Below are 23,218 nucleotides of genomic sequence, written 5' to 3' on the forward strand. Positions count from 1 at the left end.
TATGTAGTACTTTTCTTCTATTATGAAAAAGCTAAATATGATGTTTTGCATTATTTCTGAATAAACTCTTTTTTATATTTCATATTTCAATAGCCGCAAAGCATTTATAACAACAAATAGGGTAGAACCTTCATGACCAACCACGGCCGGTCCGATTGCTATTGTTCCCATGATTGTCAAAGGAACTAAAAGAGCGACCATGCTTAAACTGATAATTAAGTTTTGCTTTATGATTAGTTTTGCTTTTCTACTAAGACCAATAGCAAATGGAAGATTATCTAGCTTATCGGCCATCAAAGCAATATCTGCTGTTTCTAAAGCAACATCTGAACCTGCAGCTCCCATAGCAATACCTACTGTACTTTTTGCCATGGCTGGAGCATCATTAACTCCATCTCCCACCATTGCGACACTACCTTCTCGCTTTTTTAGTTGTTCTATTGCTTTAACTTTATCTTCTGGGAGTAGATCACCCATTGGGTCGGTTATTCCTATATTTTTAGCGATTGCATCCGCTACTTTTTGATTATCTCCTGTGAGCATAATCATTCGTTTAATTCCCATTTTTTTTAAAGTGGATAGGGTTGTAATGGCTTCAGGACGCGCAATATCCATTACTGAAATAATGCCTAGGTAGGTGTCATCTTGATGAATAATCATAGAGGTATGTCCACCTGATTCGAGTTCCGACATTTTTAGGTTCATCTCTTGAGGGATTTTTTTCCCAGTTAACTCTTCAAAAAGTCTTCGATTCCCAATATGCACCAAACAGCCATTCCAATTTGCCTGAATGCCTCTTGCAATTAATGCTTTTAAATTTTCTGCCGCAGGAATATCGATATTTCCTAATTCTTTTTTTCCTCCCTCAACGATAGCCGTAGCCAAAGGATGGTCACTTAATGTCTCCACTGCAATGGCGACTTTTAATAAATGTGTTTTACTAATAGTTCCAAATGGAATCGCATGTGTTAGGGTAGGCCTGCCTTCTGTTAGCGTTCCAGTTTTGTCAAAAGCAATTGCACTTAATCTTCCTAACTCTTCTAGAGGTCTACCACCTTTAATTAATACCCCATGATGAGCAGCTTTTGCAATTCCTGCCAATACAGCACTTGGAGTCGAAATGGCTAATGCGCAAGGGGAAGCAGCAATTAATACAGACATGGCTCTGTAAAAACTCTGTTGAAAGGTTTCATCAATAACTAGGAAAGTGAATAATAAAAATATTACTAAAACTAAAACGGAAGGAACATAGTATTTTTCAAACTTATCGGTGAGGTGTTGTGTTGGTGACTTTTGTGTTTCGGCTTCTTTTACTAAAGTAATTAATCGAGAAAGGGTGCTATCCTTTGCTTGCTTCAAGACTTTAATTTCTAGTGCTCCGCTGCCATTCATTGTACCTGCAAAAACTCTGTGTTCTGGTAGTATTTTTTTTATATCTTCTTCATTTTTCCAATTGAGACAAGAGTATTTATCGACTGGCATACTTTCACCTGTTATAGATGCCTGATTGACGGGGCTTGATCCTTCTGCAACAACACCGTCCGCTCCGATTTTAGAATTAGGTTTGACAACAATAACATCGCCTATATTCAGATGCTCAACAGGCACTTCAATCAATCTACCATTGTATTTGACTAAAGCGACATTAGGAACTAAATCAGAAAGTGCTGTAATAGATTTTCTCGCTCGTTTCATGGCATAATGCTCCAAGGCATGGCCCAAACTAAATAAAAAAAGTAATAAAGCACTTTCACCCCACTTACCTAAAATTGAAGCCCCTATTGCCGCGAAAACCATTAGAAAATCTATTTGAAACTTTCTTCTCAGTAAACCTTTACCCGCAGTAATAAAGGTAAAAAAACCTCCGAAGACAGCTCCAATAATAAAAAGGGTGGTAGCCATATTATCAGAGATAGAGGTAAAAGAAAAAATAACCCCTAGAACCCAGCAGATTCCGCTTATAATTGAGAAATAAAGTTCCGTATTTTCTCCTAGAATATGGAGATAAGTGTTTGCACTATCTTTTTTGTACGGTTGCTCATTATCAGTTTTGACACTGACAATATTTAAACCTAGTTTTTTAACTGATTTAATAATGTCAGATTGACTTGTTTGATGAGCATTCCACTCCACTTGTATCACTCCTAAAGCTGAAATAGAAACATTATAAATTCCTCTTTTTTTTCTTAAAACTTGCTCAATACTGCTATATTCTTGTGCATGCTGATTTTTCTCTACTTCAATATTGAGTTTATACATGTTTAATTTATAGGTACTTTGAATATTTTCGAATTCCTTTTTTGGGCACAGGAGAAAGTTATCACTTATATAGCAGTATTTCAATGACTTTTATCAGTCGTTACTGAAATAAGTTCAATAGATCTAATAAAGCAATATTTTTGATCTTTTAGAAATAAAAAAAAATAGTTATAATTGCTCTCTCAAAACGGCAATTTCATCACGCAATTTTGCAGCCACAATAAAGTCTAATTCTTTCGCTGCAGCTTCCATATGCTTGCGTTTCTGTCTAATACGTTTCTCTATTTCTTCTTTTGGTAAGTACTGTAAATCTTGTTCAGCAGCAACTTGTTTTGCATTATCATAATGATAACTAGAAACTGCAGATTTAGATAAGGTGTCATCAATTTTTTTGTTAATCTGAGTAGGAGTGATGTTGTGTTTAGAATTATATGCTATTTGCTTTTCTCTTCTCCTGTCTGTTTCATCGATAGTTTTTTGCATGCTATTGGTCATTTTATCAGCATATAAAATTGCTAAACCATTGATGTTTCTCGCTGCTCTACCCACTGTTTGTGTTATAGATCTATGACTTCTTAGAAAACCTTCTTTATCAGCATCTAAAATAGCAACCAAAGATACTTCTGGTAAGTCTAAACCTTCTCTTAAAAGATTTACGCCAATTAAAACATCAAATAAACCTTTACGTAAATCTTGCATGATTTCCACACGCTCTAAAGTATCTACATCAGAATGAATGTATCTACATCGAATATCAACTCTAGCAAGATATTTTGTTAGTTCTTCTGCCATTCTTTTAGTTAAGGTTGTAACCAAAGTCCGTTCGTCTTTCTCAACACGAATCTGAATTTCTTCAATTAAATCATCGATTTGATTTAAACTTGGGCGAATTTCTATAATTGGATCTAATAAACCCGTTGGTCTAATTATTTGTTCTACAAATACGCCCTCTGTTTTCTGCAGTTCGTAATCTGCAGGAGTTGCGCTTACAAAAATGGTTTGATTTTGTATCGCTTCAAATTCATCAAATTTCAAAGGACGATTGTCCATAGCTGCAGGTAATCTAAATCCATATTCGACCAAGTTTTCTTTTCTACTTCTATCGCCTCCATACATGGCATGAGTTTGTGGAATAGTTACATGGCTTTCATCAATTACCATTAAGTAATCATCAGGAAAATAGTCTAACAAACAGAAAGGTCTTGTTCCAGGTTTACGACCATCTAAATAACGTGAGTAGTTTTCAATTCCTGAACAATATCCAAGTTCACGAATCATTTCAAGATCAAATTCTGTGCGTTCTTTTAGACGTTTTGCTTCTAAATGTTTGCCTATTTCCTTAAAATAATCAACTTGTTTCATCATATCTTCTTGGATTTGATGAATGGCATTTTGTAAAACATCAGGAGAAGTTACAAAGAGGTTTGCAGGATAAATAGTGAGTTCTTGAAAGCTTTCAATTATTGCGTTGCTCTCTAAATCAAAAGATTCTATTTCTTCAATTTCATCTCCAAAAAAGTGTATCCTATATCCATTATCACCATAAGAAGGATATATAGTTACCACATCACCTTTAACTTTAAAAGTTCCACTTTTAATGTCTACTTCTGTTCTAGAATATAAACTTTGAACAAGTTGGTGTAAAAATTTTGTACGTTCTATTTGCTGACCAACTTCAACAGGAATTACGTTTTTCTTAAATTCTGTAGGATTTCCAATTCCGTATAAACAAGAAACTGAGGCCACAACTAAAACATCTCGTCTACCAGAAAGTAGGGAAGAGGTGGTGCTTAAACGCAAACGCTCTATATCCTCATTAATAGATAAATCTTTTTCAATGTAGGTTCCTGTTACAGGAATGTATGCCTCTGGCTGATAATAGTCGTAATAAGAAACAAAATATTCTACAGCATTTTCAGGAAAAAATTGTTTAAACTCCGAATATAATTGAGCTGCTAATGTTTTATTATGAGCTAAAACTAACGTTGGTTTTTTGACTTCCTTTACAACATTAGCCACGGTAAAAGTTTTACCTGAACCAGTTACTCCTAATAAGGTTTGAAATTTTTCACCTCCAAGTATATTTTGTGCAAGTTCTTTAATCGCTTGGGGTTGATCTCCTGTTGGAGAAAATTCTGATATCAATTTAAATTCCATATGGTAAAAATACGGATACTTTGTAAAAAAGTATCCGTATTTATTTAAGATTTAAAAAGCAATATTTATTTTCTAATCAATGAAAAATTTCCTTTTTTGTTGATAGTTGGTTTTGTTTTATCTGCAGGGATTAAGGTAACGCTAAACCAATAATCATCAGAAGAAAGTGTTTTTCCGTTATATGTGCCGTCCCAACCTTGTTCATCAATTTGCAGTTGTGCAACTAGTTTTCCATACCTATTAAAAATATTAATACTACTATTAGGATAAAAAGTTTTATTAGCCCCTTTAACCAACCAATAATCGTTCTCTCCGTCAGAATTTGGTGTAAAGAATTTAGGAAATTGAATTACGGAAACTAATAACTTTGTGTCTGGAGAACAACCGTTTTTGTCATTGACAATAATTTCATAAATACCCCCTTCTAAGTTTTGGAAAATCGGTTCCTCTTGATATCCAGCAAAAGGAGTTCTCATATTGTCATCAGTATTTAGAATTGCAAACTGATAATCTCCCGGACCTAAATTGTTATTGATGGTGTCAATAGAGATTGATAAATTATTTTGACTACCAATATTATTAGATTCATCAACAATAGTAACAAAATTCATTTCTAAGGTTGCGATACTAGATTCGCTTATTGTAATAGTTTCCTCTCTTGTGCACAATGTTCCATTGGTTGAGGTTGCTGCTACTGTATAAGTTCCGCCAACTGTAACATTAACATTATCAGCTGTGCTTATTGTATCTCCATCTATATTTTTCCAAACATATGAATAGACATTCATTGCATTTTCTACCGCAATATTTAAAGGTAAATTATTTAAGCATAAAATTTGTGGAGTTGTTGCGGTGAAATCTGGTAAAGGATTAATAATAACATCAAAAGATGCATCATCATTTATGCACAAGGTTGCTTTATTTTGGATACGTACAAAAATCGTTTCTGTTGCATTTAAGTTCGTGTAAGGAGAATCTATAGCGCTATTGCCAGTTGAAGCGTCTGCAGGGTTGGCATGGAAGGTAACGATAAAATCATCCGGATCTTGAGAAGTTCCTAATATCTCTGTAATTTTCCCATCTAAATCAATAGTTTGAATAATTCCATTTGCATCATCACCATCCTCATTATTATCACATTCAGAAAGGTTAGAAATAATTTCACTGATTGGCTCTGGGTTTACAACGACAGTAAGTGTTGATTGATCAAAAACACATCCAGTATTATTGTTTACAATTCTGATTAATAAACTTTCCTCACTAATTTTTGAAGTTGCATTAATTGTTACTCTTGTAGGGTCAGAATCATAGCTATTTTTGTCTATTCCTGTTGACGATAAATCTTCTAAATCAGTCTGGTTTTTATGATAGGTGATTGTAAAATCATTAGGATTTTTAGTTCCTAAAATATCGACATCTCTGATTGAGATATTAATATTTTGGGCTAGACCATTTCTAACATCACCATCTTTTATTCCAAGATCACAGACGGCTAAAACAGGAATTGGATTAGTGATTATTGGTAAAGGATTGATAATGATGTCAAAACTAGTATGAGGATTTGCACAGCCTGATACTATATTTTGCATGTTTATAAAAATTGTTTGAGTCACAATATCACTCTCAGAGAACCCAGTAGGAACATCATTTGTAAATTGGGTAGGAGTATCTATGTAATCAGTACTATTTGTATCTCCAGAAAAAGCAGCAAGTGCAGTTTTATAAAAAGTTACCTCAAAGTCATTTTTATTTTGACCAGTTCCAAGAAAAAGTTCGTCAATTTTTTGATTTAAATCAATATTTCGGTTGCTTCCATTTGTATAATTTCCATCAATTTCACCAGTGTCACATTCTAAGATTGGGGAAAGAGTGCTATTACTTGCAATTGGAGTTGTATTTATTTGTAAATAAAATTCGCCTAAACCTTCACAATTATTGTTTATGGTACTTAATATTTTATAATAAATAGGAAACTGAATACCGCTAGCAATAGTAGTGATGTCAATTTTAGTGATATCATTTCTGTAATTAGTGATATCGATTTCATTTAAAGTGTTATTTCTATCATCAGCATTTTCATAGAAAAAAACTTCTGTGTTTATGGGAGGATCAATTCCAGTAATAATGGCATTTCTATCCAAATAAAAGTTCGTTATTTTGTCTGTATCAGAATTAGCAGCAGAATCATTTCCATCAGCATCTAAAAAATCGTCGCAGACAGAAGGTTGAATTTCATTGTAAGGATTATCTGGAGTTTTCCCCACATTTATTTTTAACTCTACGAGATTTCTAGGACAACCAAATTGTGACGTAACTCTGACAAAAACAGATTGTAAAGTATTTACTTGAACGGGGTATGAAGTTGTATTTGTAATTTGAGAAGTTGCAGTAGCATCTTCAAAATATTCAAAAGTAGCATTTGTCGTTTCAGAAATATTTATTTCAGCGTTGGTTAAATTCACTGTTGGATTATTGTCATTAGCACTTATACATTGCTCTAATTCAGGGTTGTTTTTTAAAACCGGCAAAGGATCTACAATTAAATCTAAAGTTTTGTTGGCATCGTAACAAGCTGTATTATCTTTGTTTTCAACTCGAATAAAAATTTGTTGAGAGTCGGTTACAGAATAAAAATTATTTTTATCGATTATAGTAGCAATATCATTTGTTTCTGCACCATTTTGAGTTGAATGATAACTAACAGGATATTGAATTCCATCTAAAGTTCCAAGAATTTCTGAATCTTTAGTGTTTAAAATAAATGTATTTATGATTCCATCTGTATCAAGACCACTTTCTAAGTTATCACAGATTCTATAAGGTTCTGGTTGAATAGCAACAGGTAAATCGGTAATGGCTAACGTAAATTCTGTAATAGCAAAACAAGCTTTAGGTGCATTTTTGTTTTGCACTCTGGCATAAATTATTTGTGAACTAAATGCCGTTGTGTTTGTGTATGGATTTGGTAAAGCATTATCTCCAGAATTTGCATCATCACTGTCTGAAAAATATAAAACATCAAATTTAGAGCTCTCTAATCCTGTTAAGATTTTATCTTTTAATTCACCGGCACTATCATCTTGTAAATCAAAAGAATTAAACCCATCTCTATCTGTGTCACAAAAAATAATATCATTTGGTTTTGTTGCAGTTGCTGCTTCAAAAACATCTACGGTAAAAGTCCCATTATATTCAGTATTGTTTCCACAATCGTCTTCTAAAGTTATTTTTAAGGCATAAACTCCTTTATCATTTTCAGTAATATTAGACAGTATTAATTTGTAATCTGGTCCAGAAGAAGGGATTTCTATAGTACTAGTTCCATTATCAAAAGTCCAAGTATATTTTATATTTTGTCCTGTAACATCAGCTGGAACTATGGTTTTATTCTGCCCTTCACAAAATTGTAAATCTTGATTATTTATGACATTATTTGTATCCTCATCTTTTATTTCAATGGGTAATAATAAAGAAGATATAAATGGAGGTAGACCTTGGGTAGAAAATTTACCTTTTAGGTCTATTGCATTTTTTTTAAATATAATATCAGCAGCATTGGCTGTAGGGTTTTCTATGACATCGAGAAAAGGAGCAAAACCATTGAAGTAAGCTTCAGGGATGGTGGCATAAATTTTTCCATCAGGGCCGAGTTGTAATGCCCCTCTAAAGCCACCCTCTGGATATTCAGCACTACCGCCAATTTGTTGATGAATTATTGCTTTAGAATTAGGAATGTTTGTTTCAGTTAAATCAAATTGAAAAAGTTTGTATGTTACAGCTGGTCTAAATAAAGTTCCTCTAAAACTAGATACTGTAGAAATATATAGTTTTTTAGAATCTATAGAAAATTCTATGCCATAGGCTTCACCATCATTGATTCCATTAATGACAAAAGTTTCATTATTAGTTACTTCTCCGGTTTGGTTATTGAAATCATATAAAATAGCAGAGTTTTGCCCATCGTCAGATTGATTGGCGATGGCTAATTTAGTGCCATCTGGTGATAACTTTAAATAACCCCTTCTTTGGGATGAGGTAGTAACGGAAGATATTACTGGGGTTGTTTGTAATCCACTTGCATCAATGAAGTAAGAATAAAATTGATTATTAACAACGGATACTACCCAATAAGTGCTGCAATCCTGTCCTTTTACGGCAGCAACTTTTTCTTCCCAATCATTAAATTTTCCGTCAGATAAATCTGTAGGTCCTTCTGTTATTTCTCCTATACCATTAGATAGATCTATGGTATAGACATTTAAACCTTTTCCATCTTCGGTAATATTTCCTACATTACTTGGACCGTCGTCTACTGTAAATAAATAATAAATTGATGTTGATTCTGGTTTTGGGATGATCATACCAGACTGTGTACTAGAAGGGTCTCCCTTTAAATCATTGGCTAAAGAACCGTCGGTATATTTCATTACCTCGTGGTTTTTATCGTAGACTGTTATTCCATCAGAATAAAATAATAAATTACCTTCTTTATCAGAAAATGTAGAGCAGCCTTCAAGCGTATTAATTTTCCCATCAGTAAGGGCTGTTGGAGGATTTGTACTAAAATCTAGACCTGCATTTTCTCCAAAATACCAAAAGTTAGCTTCTTTTTGAGAAAATGTATTTAATGTAAAAAAAATTAGGAATAGCGGTAAAAAATTCTTCATTTGACGTTGTTTCATTACTTAGAGTCAAATATATTTAAAAAGTATTATAAATCCCTCTTTTTTAACAATGCATAAGACAAGTAAATAAATATAAAAGTCCAAACAGCAACTATTGCTATGTTAGAAAACTCTACAGCATAACTTTTTGTAAAAGTTTCACCCATTGTATTTGCTGCAGATCTAACAGCATTTAAGTTAGAAAAAGGTTCTTTTATTAAATTAGACATTGCTTCAAGAGGTAGAAATTGCATAATAGAATCAACCTTATCTCCAGTTTGTTCAGTTCCTTTAAATTGCCAGTATAAATATCCTTTTAGCATATTTTCTCCAATTAACCAAACTAACATTGCACCAACAGCAAAAGCAGATCTCTTTACAAGTATTCCTAGAAATAATCCAAAAGAGAAAAAACCAACAAGTTTAATAAAAAAGGCCAATAGATATTCTAAACCTGATGTAATAATTGATAGTTCATTATAATCAGAATAAGATAATCCTAAGATTAGTGAAACTACAAATACAAAAATAGTGGATATTAAAGCAAAAGCAATTACAGCATAGAATTTGGATAAAATAAATTCTTTTTTACTTAAACCATCTATTAAATTCTGTTTTAATGTTTTAAAACTATACTCATTTGCCATCATAGAAACAATGACTAGTAATAAAAAGAATTTTAAAATAGCAGCTACATAGGTGTTAAAGTGCCAGATATATGGAAAATTAAAAATACCCATTTCTGCTAAATGAAACTTTATTGGGCCAATATCAAACTTTATTGCCGCAATTAATGCAATAGAGGTTAGTAATGTAAAATAGATAATGGATAATACTTTACTGGCAGTATTGTGTTTTAATTTATAAAATTCTATCGTAAGTAGTCTAAACATGACTTTATCTTTTAGTTGATTAGTTGTTGTTGGTTAAATCTAAAAATTGTTGCTCTAAACTTGGTTTACGTTTTACCAAATGAGACAGCACAAATCCTTTATCAAACAAGTATTTATTAATTTCTGTAGATGAAATGTCACTTTTTAAAGTGGCAATTAAGGTTTCAAGCTCTTTAGTAACTTTCCCAATAGCATTATGATTTTCTAATAATTTTATGAGCTCATATTCATTTTCATCAACCTTTAGCTCAAATAAACCATTAGAAGCAGTCATTTCATCAACGCTGCCACTATAAAGTTTTATACCATTTCTAATCACAACAACATGAGAACACACTTTTTCAACTTCATCTAAAAGGTGCGATGCTAATAAAATAGTTGTTCCGCTACTTGCAATTTCTGTTATAATTTGACGAATTTCATGAATCCCTTGCGGATCCAAACCATTTGTAGGCTCATCTAAAATTAAAATTTCTGGGTCATTTAACAATGCAGAAGCAATTGCCAAACGTTGTTTCATTCCTAAAGAGAATGTTCTAAACTTACTATCTCTTCTCTCAAAAAGGTTTACAACTTTTAATTTTTCATCAATTTTATCTGCTGATATTCCTTTAATTTTACAAATTAATCTCAGATTTTGAGCAGCTGTCATGTAAGGATAAAAGTTTGGGCGCTCAATAATGGCTCCAACTTTTTTTAATGCTTCATGGGTAGATAATTTTCCGTCAAACCAAGAAAATTCGCCAGAAGTTTTGTTTACAACATTTAAAATAATACCTAAGGTGGTAGATTTTCCACTTCCATTTGGACCTAGAATTCCATAAACATTTCCTTTTTGTATATCAAAAGAAAGATTGTTTACAGCATGAACTTGTCCAAATTTTTTATCGAGGTTTTTAAGTGATAATATAGTTTCCAATGAAATTGTTTTAGTCAGTTATAAGAAGTAAGACGACTAAGCTACAATTTTGTTACATAAGAAAGTTGAATTGTGCTCAGCTTTAATTGTTAAATTGAAAGAAAAAAAAGTTGAGTAAAAGAGCGTTAAACAATTAAGTAATTTCTGTTTCAACAATTTTATTAATATTCATTATAATCGAAATCATCGAAATGACCAAATTCATCATCAATATCTTCTTCATCACCAAATTCATTATTTAATTTTTCTGCAACAAATTCTTTTTCTGGTGCATCTTCAGGGATTTCGCCTATGGATAAAATGGTTTGGGGCAAATCTTCTCTTTCGTCTAATGAAATCTCTATAATATCTACATAAAAAGTCCACATATTTAAAAAATCATAAACATAAATTAGTTTACTATTTACTTCAGGTAAAGTTTCCTCTAAAATGCAGGTTTGCATTGAAATTTCTTCACCTGCTTCTGCCATGTTAAATAAAGGAATTTCTTCTCCTTGACTCCATTCATTATCGGTTTTGTAAAAAGAAGCCATTTCTTGACCTTTAAAACCAAAAGCTTTTGTGATGATGGTATGTAAATCTTTTAGATTAATACCGTCATCAACTAAAAGAGTTCTAATTACATCTTCTTTGGTATCTAATATAACACGAATTTTATACATAAAAATTGATCAAAATATTGGCGTAAAAGTACAATAAATTATATGTATTTTTACTATTTAAATTTCATGTTGATGGATAAAATAAAAACTTTAGAAACTTTAAACAATCTCAACAAAAATACGTTGATGCAAACTTTAGAAATTGAGTTTGTAGATGTTGGTAATGATTATGTTACAGCAAAAATGCCTGTAAATTTTAGGGTTCATCAACCTTATGGAATTTTGCATGGAGGTGCAACGGCTGCTTTAGCCGAAACAGTAGGTAGTTGTGCTTCTGCTCTTTTTATTGACACAAAAACAAAAATTGTTAAAGGAATTGAGCTAAGTATTAATCACTTAAAAAGTAAAAAGGAGGGAGTTGTTTTTGGTGTTGCAAGACCAATACATAAAGGGAGAACTACACATTTATGGGAAATTAAAATTGTTGATGAGGATGACAATCTAATTTCTATTTGTAAATTAACTAACATTGTTTTAGATAAAAAGTAGCTTGAATATTTTTGAAAAAATAACGAATTCCTATCATAAGAAAACCCCTTTTGTAGCTTATAGAAAACCTAATGAAGCGGTTATCTCTGGTTTTTTTATGGATAATGACTCCTTGTTTTTTGTAGATGATTTTTCTGAAAAAGGATTTGTATTTGCGCCTTTTGATAATCAACAAAAAGCAATTTTATTTCCAATAAATAACTCCGAATTTATTTCGGAAGATCTCTCTTTTGATGCAATTAAATTTAAAGAGAAGGATTTTTGTAATAATGATAGCTCTCAAGAACAACATATAAAATTAGTTGATAAAACGATTGAAGTAATCAGTAATAATGATTTAAAAAAAGTAGTTATTTCTAGAAAAGAAGACTTAGAAATAAGTGATTTCAATCTTATTAAAACCTATCAAAAATTACTGCAAACGTATCAGAATGCATTTGTATACGTTTGGTTTCATCCTAAAATAGGTTTGTGGCTTGGTGCAACTCCAGAAACGCTATTAAATATTGAGAATAACACTTTTAAAACCATGTCTTTGGCAGGGACTCAAGTTTATGAAAATACTAAAAATATCGTTTGGAAAAGTAAAGAATTAGAAGAGCAACAATTGGTTACCGATTTTATTGAAAGTCAATTAACAGGAATTTCATCAAACTTAAAAATTGATAAAAAAGAAACGATAAAAGCCGGTAGCCTATTACATTTAAGAACTAAAGTTACAGGAGAACTAAATGAGAACTCAACATTGAAAACGTTGATTAGAGCTTTGCATCCAACGCCTGCAGTTTGCGGTTTACCAAGGGGAAATGCTAAAAAGTTCATTTTAGCAAATGAGTTTTACAGTAGAAGTTTTTATACTGGTTTTTTGGGTGAATTAAATTTACAAAAGAATAAAATTGAAACTGAAAATTCTTCTTTGTTTGTGAATTTAAGATGTATGAATATTCTTGATGATAATGTTTCACTTTTTGTTGGTGGAGGCATTACAAAAGATAGTAATCCAAAAAATGAATGGGAAGAAACTGTGTCAAAGAGTAAAGTAATGAAACGTGTTTTATAGAAAAAATCGTAAACACCTTAGCTCACGATTTTTTCAATGTAAATTGAATTTGAATTGAAATAGTTTATTTGAATGAAGATATTTTTACTAATAATTCAAATATAATGTTCTAAGATCTTTAGATATCATCAAAAGAAACATCCGTAAAACTGTCTGTTGAAGTTGTTTCTTCTGTAGAGGTTTCTTCTTTCTTATAATCTTTTTGATGACGCTCGCTAATTACTTCGTTTCCTTTTTCGTTAATAATGTAATTGGTAGCTTTACTTAACATTTCATGAAAATCTGTAAAATCTTCTTTGTATAAATAAATTTTATGTTTTTGATAATGGAAAGTACCATCATCATGTGTAAATTTTTTGCTTTCCGTTACTGTCAAGTAATAATCATCTGCTTTTGTTGCTCTAACGTCAAAAAAATAGGTTCTTCTTCCAGCTCTTAATACTTGTGAAAAAATTTCTTCTTGTTCAACTCTCTCTGCCATAATTCTTTTTAATAGTAGTTATAAATTAGTTGTAATACTTAACAAATCTAACAAAATATTTTACGTAGCCATGTTAAAGATTAAAATTCTTTTTCTAAAAGTTGCTGTTCATACAACTCTTTGTAATATCCTTCCTGTGTTATTAATTGATTGTGAGTTCCTTGTTGTGTAATTTCTCCGGCATCTAAAATAATAATTTTATCCGCATTTTTTGCAGATGAAACTCTGTGGCTGATTATAAACGTAGTTTTATTTTTAGAAATATTTTCTAAGTTTGATAGTATTTTTTCTTCAGTTTCTGTGTCTACTGCTGATAAACAATCATCAAAAATTAAAATTTTAGGATTTTTAATAATAGCTCGAGCAATAGAAACTCGTTGTTTTTGACCTCCAGATAATGTTACTCCACGTTCACCAAGAATGGTGTTATAACCATTCGTAAATTCAATAATATTATTATGAACAACAGCATTTTTTGCAGCTGCAATAATTTCTGCATCAGTGGCATCTTCCTTTCCAAATTTAATATTATTACCAATTGTATCAGAAAATAAAAAGGGGTCTTGAGGCACAAAGCCAATCTGGCTTCTAACATCATTTAAGTTAGCCTCTTTAATAGGTTTGTTATCCAATAAAATAAGTCCTTCGGTGGTATCATACAGTCTAGAAATTAGCTCAATAATAGTTGATTTTCCCGAACCTGTTTTTCCTAAAATAGCTAAAGTGTCACCCGAATTTACAGTAAAATTAATGTTTTTTAAAGCCGTAATATTTGTATCATCATACTTAAAAGTAACATTTTTAAAAGTTACTTTACCCTTAATTTCTGTAGATGCAGAGTTGTTATTTTGAATTTCAGGAACTTGTTTTAAAAATTCATTTATTCTTGCTTGTGATGCTTCTGCTTGTTGAACCATAGACGTTACCCAACCAACTACTGCAACTGGCCACGTTAAAATGTTTACATACAGCATAAATTCAACCACTACACCTATCTGGATTTCACCATTGATATATTGATTTCCTCCAATGTAAATAACCAACAAATTACTAATTCCGATTAATAAAAGCATTAAAGGGAAAAAGAGTGCATTAGCCTTGTGTAAATGAATGTTTTTGTCTTTGCTAGCGTCAGAAATTACATCAAAATCTTTAATAATAGAAGCTTCAATTCCGTATGATTTTACAACATTTATTCCAGAGAAAAACTCTTGATTAAAAGTGGTTAATTTTGATAAATACTCTTGAACCACAGTACTTCTTTTATGAATAATTTTACTTAAAATAAAAATGGATATTGATAAAACAGGAAAAGGAATTAGCGTATACAAGGTTAGTTTCAAATCAACCTGAACCATTTGTGAAAAACCAACAGCAAAGAGTACAATCATATTCATGCTATACATCACTGCAGGACCTACATACATTCTAACTTTAGAAACATCTTCACTAATTCTGTTCATTAAATCACCAGTTCTATTTTTTTTATAAAAGTTCAGTGATAATTTTTGATATTGTTGATAGATTTCGTTCTTTAAATCGAACTCAATCAATCTAGAAGTAACAATGATGGTTTGCCTCATTATAAAAGTTAAAACTCCACCCAATAAAGCAATTCCAATAATAATGAGCACATTTATTAGTAGTTGATCTTTAACAACAGCAATATCGGTAACAACATTATTATGATAATCTTCTACTACATTTAAAGAGTCTCTAATTATTTGCGGTATTTTTAAAGACAAAAGTTTAGATAAGATTGTAATTAGCAATCCTATTAAAATGCGCCATTTGTATTTAGAAAAATATTTGTTTAAATATTGTAGTGCTCTCAAAGAAAATTTGAATTAAGAAATAAAGCACGAATATACGAGTTTCATAAAGATAAATTTTCTAAAAAAAAGAATTAAAAAATGCGTGATGAAAAACTAAATTAAGACTACTTTTGCAGTGGAAAAAAAACCCAATTTATCTAAGTTCTTTACCATGATTAACAGAAGACATATTCGAGTTAAAGTAATGCAATCTGTATATGCTATGCAGCAATCTCATAATGACGATATCATTAGAGAAGAAAAATTTTTAAAACATAGTATTTTAAAAATGTTTGATTTGTACGTTTTAAACCTTCAACTTTTGGCTGAAGTTCAAAAATTAGCTGCAAAAAAAATGGCGCTAGCCAAAAATAAAATTCTTGCTACAAAAGAAGATTTAAAACCCAATACTAAATTTATAGATAATAAAGTTATTAATGCAATTGCAGAAAGCATAAGTGTTGAAAGTTATATTGAGATGAATAATCTTAAAAACTGGGAATTAAATGACGAGTATGTGAAAATTATTTTTGAAGAATTACAAAAAAGTGATTTATATAAAAAATATTTAGATACAGTTGAAGATTCTTTTAAGGTAGACAAAGCTTTTGTTATTGATTTCTTTAAAGAAATTGTTGCTCCTAATCAAAAATTAGCAGAGTATTATGAAGGTGAGATGATTTCTTGGGTTGATGATATTCCTTTTGTTAATACTTGGGTTGTGAAATCTTTAAGTAAACATAAAGAAATTGCAATCTTTGTAGTGGGAAGTTTGTATAAAGATAAAAATGATGAAGATTTTGTTTCGGCATTATTTAAGAAAACGGTTTTAAAACAGAAAACTTACGAACAAGATATTGCAGAGAAAACTCCAAATTGGGAAACTGATAGGATTGCGGATATAGACATGATTTTGATTAAAATGGCAATTTCCGAGTTTATTAATTTTCCGTCAATACCAACAAGGGTCACTATTAATGAGTATATAGAAATTTCTAAAGATTACTCTACAGAAAAAAGTAGTTATTTTATTAATGGAGTTTTAGATAAAGTGTCTAAAGAATTTATTAATAATAAAAGAATTGTTAAAATAGGCAGAGGCTTATTGTAAATTATTGTTTTAGTGAATTAATTTAGTATTTTTACCCAAAATTTAAACATCATGAAAAAATTAACGATTTTGTTTGCATTTATTATTTCTGCGAACGTATTTGTCTCTTGTGCCGATGGTAATTCAAAAGCAACAGGAAAAATTAAAAAAGAAAATTTGACTAAAGCCAATTTTAGAGATACAGAAATTAAAAAAGGTACAGCTTCTATTTCTTTTGATAAGGAGGTTTACGATTTTGGTACTGTAAATGAAGGAGACTTTGTAGAAACCGTATTTAAAGTAACCAATTCTGGTAAAACAGATTTAGTCATTACAAACGCAAAAGCATCTTGTGGTTGTACAGTTCCTTTATGGCCCAAAGAACCTATTAAACCAGGAGAAACGGGTGATGTAAAAGTAAGGTTCAATACAAGTGGGAAACCAAATAGACAACAAAAAACGGTAACTTTAACCACAAACACTGAAGCTGGAAGAGAGATTTTGACAATTAAAGGAATGGTTACACCAAAAGGAAAAAGACAAGTATGATTTCAATAATAGTATTGCAATTCGATGCCGGAAGTTTATCTTCTATGTTACCTTTTATAGCAATGATTGGCGTTTTATATTTTTTTATGATACGGCCACAAATGAATCGTCAGAAAAAAGAGAAATCTTTTCAGGCAGAAATAAAAAAAGGAACAAAAATTGTTACTTCTAGTGGTATTCATGGAAAAATTGTAGAATTAAATGCTGGGGATAACACGGTTACTATAGAAACAGGAGCCGGGAAAATAAAATTTGAACGTTCTGCAATTTCAATGGAATTAAGTCAAAAATATGTAGCACCAGCCGTTAAAAAATAAAGTATTTAAAATTTTACTAAGTGAGCTTTTCTTTAATTAGTGAAAGCTCATTTTTTTTGTTTATTACTTTTCATTAGATTGCAGATAAATTCAGAATTATTAGGTGAAAAATTTCAAAAAAATACCAAAAACCTTTATTAGTTTTTTAGTGGCTTCTTTTTTAATTTGGTTTCTAATTACTTTTTCTAAAGAGTACACTACAGTTATTACTTATGCAGTAAATTATAAAAATATTCCTCAAAATAAACTACTGCAAGAAACACCAATTAATAATATAGATATTACTGTAAAAGCATCTGGCTTTAAAATACTTAGATCTAAATTTAAAAATAAAAAGATACAATTAGAAGCCTCTAAATTAAAAAGAAAAGGACATTCTAAATTTTATTTTTTAACTAAGAGTCAAGTGACTAAAATTCAAAAACAATTACTTTTTGGAGTTGAATTGAAAGAGATTTTACAAGATACTATCTATTTAAATCTAGGAGTCTTAACTTCAAAAAGAGTAGCTGTAAAACCAAATTTAGAGATTAATTATCATGTAGGTTATGATCTTTTAAATGAAATAAAAATTTCACCAGATTCAATCGTTATTTCTGGGCCAGAAGCTCAGGTAAAAAAAATTGACTACTTAGAATTAAGTGAGTTAAAGTTAAATGATGTGAAATCTAATTTTTTAGAAGAAGTATCAGTTTTAAAATTAAATAATAATTTTAAGTATAGTGCACAAAAAATAACAATTTCGGGAAATGTAGATAAGTTTACAGAGGGTAAATTACAAATACCCTTTACAACTAAAAATCTTCCAAAAAATATTAATTTAACAACACTTTCTGAAAAAGTAGAAGTTATTTTTGTGGTTGCGTTATCAAATTTTTCAAAAATATCTGAAGCATCTTTTAAGGTAGAATGTGATTACTTAATTTCTGAAAAGAATAACTTAGGGTATTTGATTCCTAAAGTTATTTTAGAACCAGTTTTTATTAAAAGTGTTAAAATTATTCCGAAAAAAATAGACTTCTTAATTCAAAAATAGCTCATGATAGTTGGTTTAACAGGTGGTATAGGAAGTGGGAAAACCACTGTTGCAAAACTCTTTTCAAAATTTAATGATGTAGCAATTTACATTGCTGATATTGAGGCGAAAAAACTAATGAACTCCTCAGAAATTATAAAAAAAAAACTAATCAAACAATTTGGAGAATCCTCTTTTGTAAATCAAAAATTGAATAGAAATTATATTTCTGAAATTGTATTTAATGATAAAGAAAAATTATCAATTTTAAACGCAATTGTTCACCCAGAAGTTAAAAAACACTTTCAAGACTTTATTAAAAAAAATATTGATAAAACATATATTATTTACGAAAATGCCATTCTATTCGAAAGCGGAAGCAATCTACTTTGCGATTATATCATTACGGTTTATGCGAATGTAAATACTAAAATTGAGCGTGTTATTTTACGAGATTCTTCCACAAAAGAAGTAGTTGAAAGCAGAATGAAGAATCAATGGAATGATTCAAAGAAAATAGTACAATCGAACTACATAATTTGTAACGAAAATCTTGATGAAACTAAAACTCAAGTAAATAAAATTCATAATATTTTAACAGAAAAACGTAGTTCTTTTTAAATATCTTCAGTGATTTTGTTAAAAAGGTCTTAAAATTGAAGTAAATTTGCTAATCAACGTAAAAAACGTGAATTTAAAATTCTGAATAGCTTAACTTTGATATTATGGGCAAAAAAATATTTGTTCTTATTGTTTTATTAATGAGCATTTCCTTGATAGGAATTATTGCTGTTCAACTCTATTGGATTAATAATGCAGTAGAAAGTAAGAAAGAACAATTTAAGAATGATGTTCAAAAATCATTGGGAAGTGTTTCGGAAAGAATTAATGAAAAAGAAAGGGATCTTTTCAATAAAAAGTTTGAGGGGATTATTAAAAATGCAGTTTTAGCAAATGATGCTCAAATAAAAAGTTTATTTTTTCAAGAAATTGATACTACGAATAATCAAAAAATTTCTTTTGGTTCTACAATTCTAGAGGAAAATTTTGAAATCCCAGCTGATTTTTTAGGTAGTGATTCTCTTATTTTTAAAAGAGTAACTGGTAAAAAAGATTTTTTTCAATCCAGATTAATTAAAGGTCCAGATAATTTATTTTCTAATGTAGATGAAAAAAGATACTCCTTTACCAAAAGATTAACCAATATTGAAGAAAGTCAGTTTGCAGAATGGTTTAAAGATTATAACAGAATTAATCCAATTCATAAGAGATTAAACAATAGAGAGTTAAATGAGACGATAAAAGATGAATTAAAGAAAAGAGATATCAGTTTGGAGTTTAAATATGGTGTTTATAGTAAAGATGGTTTAGCAACAAAGTTAAAATCGGGTTATTACACAATAAATAAAAAAGATAGTTATCCTTATCCATTATTTTATAATTCATCCAATGAACCAGAATATTTCTTGTATGTAACATTTCCAGAGAAGAATGAGCATATTCTTGGGGGCATTTCAAATATTTTATTGTTGTCGTTATTTTTTATTTTGATAATTATTATTGCCTTTTCAAGTTCATTATACCAACTAATTCAGCAGAAAAAAATATCAGAAATTAAAACTGATTTTATAAATAATATGACGCATGAATTTAAAACGCCTATTGCTACAATTAATTTAGCTATTGATTCTATTAGAAATCCTAAAATTTTGAATAATCAAGAAAAAGTTTTACGGTATATAGAAATGATTCGTGATGAAAATAAAAGGATGCATACACAAGTAGAAAATGTATTGCGTATTTCTAGATTAGAAAAAAATCAATTAGATATCAGTAAAGAAATGATTGATATCCACGACACGATAGAGGATGCGATTAGTCATGTTAGTTTGTTAGTTAATGATAGAAATGGAACTATAGATACCCATTTTGAAGCGATCATTTCAGAGATTTCAGGTAATGAATTTCATTTAACTAATGTAATTGTAAACATGTTAGAAAATGCTATTAAATATTCAAAAGAAAACCCTAGAATTGAAGTGTATACAGAAAGTACGAACAAGTTTTTTATCTTTAAAATTAAAGATAATGGAATTGGTATGGGTAAAGGAGCACTCAAATTAGTTTTCGATAAATTTTATAGAGAACAAAAAGGAAATATACATGATGTAAAAGGTCATGGTTTAGGATTAGCGTACGTAAAAGAAATTGTAGAAAAACATCATGGAACAGTTTTTGTTGAGAGTGAAAAGGGAGCAGGAAGCATATTCACGGTAAAATTACCTTTAATTTAAAAAGTATACAAAATGGGAAGTAAAAAGATTTTATTAGTAGAAGACGATCCAAATTTTGGAACCGTTTTAAAAGATTATTTGGCGTTAAACGATTATAATGTTACACACGCAAAAGATGGCATAGAAGGTTTAATTATGTTTAAAAACAGTGATTATGATTTATGTATTTTAGATGTAATGATGCCTAGAAAAGATGGTTTTTCTTTAGCACAAGATATTAGAGGAACCAATAAAGAGGTACCAATTATTTTTTTAACCGCTAAAACATTAAAAGAAGATGTCTTAAAAGGATATTCTGTAGGTGCTGATGATTATCTAAATAAACCTTTTGACTCTGAAGTTTTATTACATAAAATAAAAGCAATTTTACAGAGAAAAGATAGTGATAAATCTAAAGAATCAGAAGAATTTGAATTTAATATTGGTTCATTTTTCTTCAATTCTAAATTACGTCACTTGTCTATTGGTAAAGATGCAGAACCAATAAAGTTATCACCAAAGGAAAGTAAATTGTTGCGGATGTTAGCGATTCATAAAAATGATTTAATGCCAAGAGAACTAGCATTAACTAAAATTTGGAGAGATGATAACTACTTTACTTCTAGAAGTATGGATGTTTATATCGCAAAGCTTAGAAAGTACTTAAAAGTTGATGAGCATGTTGAAATTTTAAACATTCACGGAGAAGGATTTAGATTGGTAGATAAGTCCTAGTAATTCAAAAATTTCTGTAAAAAAAACTCAACTTAATGTATTTTAAAGTTGAGTTTTTTTTGTATTTTTAAAATATGGCAGAGTTCATAAAACTATATAATGACAACCCAAATCAGAAGCAAATAGATAGGGTTGTTAAAATTTTAAAAAATGGTGGATTAATTATTTATCCAACAGATACTGTTTATGGATTAGGGTGTGATATTACGAACTCAAAGGCCTTAGAAAAAATAGCACTTATTAAACGCGTTAAATTAGAAAAAGCTAATTTCTCTTTTGTTTGCAATGATTTAAGCCATTTGTCTGATTATATAAAACAAATAGATTCGCCAACATTTAAACTTTTAAAGCGTGCTTTACCAGGGCCCTATACCTTTATATTGCCAGGAAGTAACAACCTTCCAAAAGCATTTAAAAAAAGAAAAACTGTGGGAATTCGAATTCCTGATAACAACATCGCAAGAGCTTTAGTACAAAGCTTAGGCAATCCTATCGTCTCGACTTCTATTAGAGATGATGATGATGTTTTAGAATATACCACAGATCCAGAATTAATTTTTGAAAAATGGAATCATTTAGTGGACGTTGTCATTGATGGTGGCTTTGGAGACAATTATGCATCTACAATTATTGATTTAACAGATGGTTATCCAGAGGTAATTAGGGAAGGGAAAGGAAGTTTAGATATCTTATAATTCCAAGAATTAGTATAAAAACTATAATTAAGTCAAAAATTATTTCATTCTTAATTGAATTCATTAGAAGTATAGATTCACAAAAATTTTTCACAAAAAAAAAATAATTACTTCAGATCTTTAAATTTGCTTCTACCTAAAACAAAATATTGCCAAACGACACTTGTATGTAGATTATAATCTTCTTTTTTTAATAATTCTTTACGCTTTATTAGAAAATTATTAAAATTTTTATAAAAGCTAAAATGTGCCTTAATAATGGCCCAAGTGTGAATTGGTCTTAATTCAACTATAAACTTTATTCCGGCAATGCCATCTAAAAGTAAACGTGAAAAAATTACAAATAAAAACCATTTTTTGGGTACATTCTTCACCACATTTAATAAACTATTTCTAAAATTTAAGAATGTTTTATGCGGATTAGCTCCTTGTAAAGTTGCACCTCCAACATGGTAAACAGTAGATTTTCCAACATATTTTATTTTGTGGCCTATATTTTGAGTTCTCCAACATAAATCAATTTCTTCTTGATGTGCAAAATAATCTTCATCAAAACCTTTCAATGTGTGATACACTTGAGAGCGTATAAATAAACAAGCACCAGAAGCCCAGAATATATCTTTTACATCGTTAAATTGACCTTTATCTGTTTCTAAATGATTAAAAACTCGTCCTCTGCAATAAGGATAGCCATATAAATCTATAAAACCACCACCAGCCCCCGCATATTCAAACTTAGTTTTATCTTTAAAGTCTAATATTTTTGGTTGAATAATAGCTACTTTTTCATCAACTTTAAAAACCTCAATAATTGGTTTCAACCAATTTTTTGTAACTTCTATATCTGAATTTAAAAGACAATAAATATCTGCATCAATAGATTTTAAAGCATCATTATAACCTTTTGCATAGCCACCATTTATAGCATTTTCAACAATTTTAATTGATGGAAAGAACGCTCTAACATAATTAATTGACGAATCTGTGGAGGCATTGTCTGCTAAATAAATATCAGCTTCTTGCGAACTAAAGTTTACCACCGATGGCAAGAACTGTTCTAACAGTTTTTGGCCATTCCAATTTAATATGACAATTGCTATTCTCAAGGCCTCAAATTTACATTTTATAAATTAGTTTACGGCTAAA

At 30.0% G+C, this 23,218-nt stretch carries 19 protein-coding genes; 10 read left to right on the forward strand and 9 right to left on the reverse strand.

Annotated elements, in window-relative coordinates; translation table 11 throughout:
- Positions 1-72: 72 nt before the first annotated feature.
- From BLT88_RS06295 to BLT88_RS06320, 6 genes are all read right to left on the reverse strand, one after another.
- Positions 73-2,259, reverse strand: a complete 2,187-nt coding sequence (locus tag BLT88_RS06295) for a heavy metal translocating P-type ATPase (protein WP_091953725.1) — start codon at positions 2,257-2,259, stop codon at positions 73-75.
- A 168-nt stretch (positions 2,260-2,427) separates the two neighbouring features.
- Complete coding sequence (gene uvrB / locus BLT88_RS06300) at positions 2,428-4,416, reverse strand: excinuclease ABC subunit UvrB (protein ID WP_091953726.1); 1,989 nt, start codon at positions 4,414-4,416, stop codon at positions 2,428-2,430.
- 65 nt (positions 4,417-4,481) lie between these two features.
- On the reverse strand, positions 4,482-9,083 hold the full coding sequence (locus BLT88_RS06305) for a T9SS type B sorting domain-containing protein (protein ID WP_157691151.1): 4,602 nt from the start codon (positions 9,081-9,083) through the stop codon (positions 4,482-4,484).
- Positions 9,084-9,127: 44 nt separating this feature from the next.
- Positions 9,128-9,973: an ABC transporter permease gene (locus BLT88_RS06310; RefSeq protein WP_036785733.1), complete on the reverse strand. Its 846-nt coding sequence runs from the start codon at positions 9,971-9,973 to the stop codon at positions 9,128-9,130.
- 19 nt (positions 9,974-9,992) lie between these two features.
- Positions 9,993-10,892 carry an ABC transporter ATP-binding protein gene (locus BLT88_RS06315; protein WP_091953729.1) on the reverse strand — a complete coding sequence of 300 codons (900 nt, stop codon included), beginning with the start codon at positions 10,890-10,892 and terminating at the stop codon, positions 9,993-9,995.
- 161 nt (positions 10,893-11,053) lie between these two features.
- Positions 11,054-11,554, reverse strand: a complete 501-nt coding sequence (locus tag BLT88_RS06320; protein ID WP_091953731.1) for a hypothetical protein — start codon at positions 11,552-11,554, stop codon at positions 11,054-11,056.
- Between the two features lie 72 nt (positions 11,555-11,626).
- Between BLT88_RS06320 and BLT88_RS06325 the strand changes: the two genes are divergently transcribed.
- On the forward strand, positions 11,627-12,043 hold the full coding sequence (locus tag BLT88_RS06325; protein WP_091953732.1) for a PaaI family thioesterase: 417 nt from the start codon (positions 11,627-11,629) through the stop codon (positions 12,041-12,043).
- Between the two features lies 1 nt (position 12,044).
- Positions 12,045-13,103: a chorismate-binding protein gene (locus tag BLT88_RS06330; RefSeq protein WP_231960105.1), complete on the forward strand. Its 1,059-nt coding sequence runs from the start codon at positions 12,045-12,047 to the stop codon at positions 13,101-13,103.
- A gap of 118 nt (positions 13,104-13,221) precedes the next feature.
- On the opposite strand, the gene BLT88_RS06335 is transcribed toward BLT88_RS06330, so the two are convergent.
- Both BLT88_RS06335 and BLT88_RS06340 read right to left on the reverse strand, forming a co-directional pair.
- Positions 13,222-13,584: a PUR family DNA/RNA-binding protein gene (locus BLT88_RS06335; RefSeq protein WP_036785745.1), complete on the reverse strand. Its 363-nt coding sequence runs from the start codon at positions 13,582-13,584 to the stop codon at positions 13,222-13,224.
- A gap of 80 nt (positions 13,585-13,664) precedes the next feature.
- Positions 13,665-15,419: an ABC transporter ATP-binding protein gene (locus BLT88_RS06340; protein ID WP_091953734.1), complete on the reverse strand. Its 1,755-nt coding sequence runs from the start codon at positions 15,417-15,419 to the stop codon at positions 13,665-13,667.
- A 151-nt stretch (positions 15,420-15,570) separates the two neighbouring features.
- Between BLT88_RS06340 and nusB the strand changes: the two genes are divergently transcribed.
- The 8 genes from nusB (at position 15,571) to BLT88_RS06380 (ending at position 22,072) form a co-directional block, all read left to right on the forward strand.
- A complete protein-coding gene (nusB, locus tag BLT88_RS06345) occupies positions 15,571-16,509 on the forward strand; it encodes a transcription antitermination factor NusB (protein WP_091953735.1) in 939 nt (312 codons plus the stop codon).
- A gap of 51 nt (positions 16,510-16,560) precedes the next feature.
- Positions 16,561-17,037, forward strand: a complete 477-nt coding sequence (locus BLT88_RS06350; RefSeq protein ID WP_036785756.1) for a DUF1573 domain-containing protein — start codon at positions 16,561-16,563, stop codon at positions 17,035-17,037.
- Positions 17,034-17,354 carry a preprotein translocase subunit YajC gene (yajC, locus tag BLT88_RS06355; RefSeq protein WP_036785760.1) on the forward strand — a complete coding sequence of 107 codons (321 nt, stop codon included), beginning with the start codon at positions 17,034-17,036 and terminating at the stop codon, positions 17,352-17,354. Before BLT88_RS06350 ends, yajC begins: the two co-directional genes overlap by 4 nt.
- A gap of 103 nt (positions 17,355-17,457) precedes the next feature.
- Complete coding sequence (locus BLT88_RS06360; RefSeq protein WP_091953737.1) at positions 17,458-18,390, forward strand: CdaR family protein; 933 nt, start codon at positions 17,458-17,460, stop codon at positions 18,388-18,390.
- A gap of 3 nt (positions 18,391-18,393) precedes the next feature.
- A complete protein-coding gene (gene coaE / locus BLT88_RS06365; protein WP_091953738.1) occupies positions 18,394-18,990 on the forward strand; it encodes a dephospho-CoA kinase in 597 nt (198 codons plus the stop codon).
- Positions 18,991-19,094: 104 nt separating this feature from the next.
- Positions 19,095-20,663 (forward strand): sensor histidine kinase KdpD, encoded by a 1,569-nt coding sequence (locus BLT88_RS06370; RefSeq protein WP_091953740.1) that lies wholly within the window; start codon positions 19,095-19,097, stop codon positions 20,661-20,663.
- A gap of 12 nt (positions 20,664-20,675) precedes the next feature.
- Positions 20,676-21,377: a response regulator transcription factor gene (locus BLT88_RS06375; protein ID WP_036785771.1), complete on the forward strand. Its 702-nt coding sequence runs from the start codon at positions 20,676-20,678 to the stop codon at positions 21,375-21,377.
- Positions 21,378-21,451: 74 nt separating this feature from the next.
- Positions 21,452-22,072: an L-threonylcarbamoyladenylate synthase gene (locus tag BLT88_RS06380; protein ID WP_091953742.1), complete on the forward strand. Its 621-nt coding sequence runs from the start codon at positions 21,452-21,454 to the stop codon at positions 22,070-22,072.
- A gap of 107 nt (positions 22,073-22,179) precedes the next feature.
- Here the strand turns inward: BLT88_RS06380 and BLT88_RS06385 are convergent, their stop codons facing one another.
- Complete coding sequence (locus tag BLT88_RS06385; protein WP_091953744.1) at positions 22,180-23,178, reverse strand: glycosyltransferase family 2 protein; 999 nt, start codon at positions 23,176-23,178, stop codon at positions 22,180-22,182.
- Between the last annotated feature and the right edge of the window lie 40 nt (positions 23,179-23,218).

Origin of the sequence: Polaribacter sp. Hel1_33_78, from assembly GCF_900106075.1 — a bacterium.
Classification (GTDB): domain Bacteria; phylum Bacteroidota; class Bacteroidia; order Flavobacteriales; family Flavobacteriaceae; genus Polaribacter.

Excerpts from the sequence above, each read along its gene's own strand:
- BLT88_RS06295 (WP_091953725.1), bottom strand. The coding sequence starts at position 2,259 with ATGTATAAACTCAATATTGAAGTAGAGAAAAATCAGCATGCACAAGAA.
- uvrB (WP_091953726.1), bottom strand. The coding sequence starts at position 4,416 with ATGGAATTTAAATTGATATCAGAATTTTCTCCAACAGGAGATCAACCC.
- BLT88_RS06305 (WP_157691151.1), bottom strand. The coding sequence starts at position 9,083 with ATGAAGAATTTTTTACCGCTATTCCTAATTTTTTTTACATTAAATACA.
- BLT88_RS06310 (WP_036785733.1), bottom strand. The coding sequence starts at position 9,973 with ATGTTTAGACTACTTACGATAGAATTTTATAAATTAAAACACAATACT.
- BLT88_RS06320 (WP_091953731.1), bottom strand. The coding sequence starts at position 11,554 with ATGTATAAAATTCGTGTTATATTAGATACCAAAGAAGATGTAATTAGA.
- BLT88_RS06325 (WP_091953732.1), top strand. The coding sequence starts at position 11,627 with ATGGATAAAATAAAAACTTTAGAAACTTTAAACAATCTCAACAAAAAT.
- BLT88_RS06335 (WP_036785745.1), bottom strand. The coding sequence starts at position 13,584 with ATGGCAGAGAGAGTTGAACAAGAAGAAATTTTTTCACAAGTATTAAGA.
- nusB (WP_091953735.1), top strand. The coding sequence starts at position 15,571 with ATGATTAACAGAAGACATATTCGAGTTAAAGTAATGCAATCTGTATAT.
- BLT88_RS06350 (WP_036785756.1), top strand. The coding sequence starts at position 16,561 with ATGAAAAAATTAACGATTTTGTTTGCATTTATTATTTCTGCGAACGTA.
- yajC (WP_036785760.1), top strand. The coding sequence starts at position 17,034 with ATGATTTCAATAATAGTATTGCAATTCGATGCCGGAAGTTTATCTTCT.
- coaE (WP_091953738.1), top strand. The coding sequence starts at position 18,394 with ATGATAGTTGGTTTAACAGGTGGTATAGGAAGTGGGAAAACCACTGTT.
- BLT88_RS06370 (WP_091953740.1), top strand. The coding sequence starts at position 19,095 with ATGGGCAAAAAAATATTTGTTCTTATTGTTTTATTAATGAGCATTTCC.
- BLT88_RS06375 (WP_036785771.1), top strand. The coding sequence starts at position 20,676 with ATGGGAAGTAAAAAGATTTTATTAGTAGAAGACGATCCAAATTTTGGA.
- BLT88_RS06380 (WP_091953742.1), top strand. The coding sequence starts at position 21,452 with ATGGCAGAGTTCATAAAACTATATAATGACAACCCAAATCAGAAGCAA.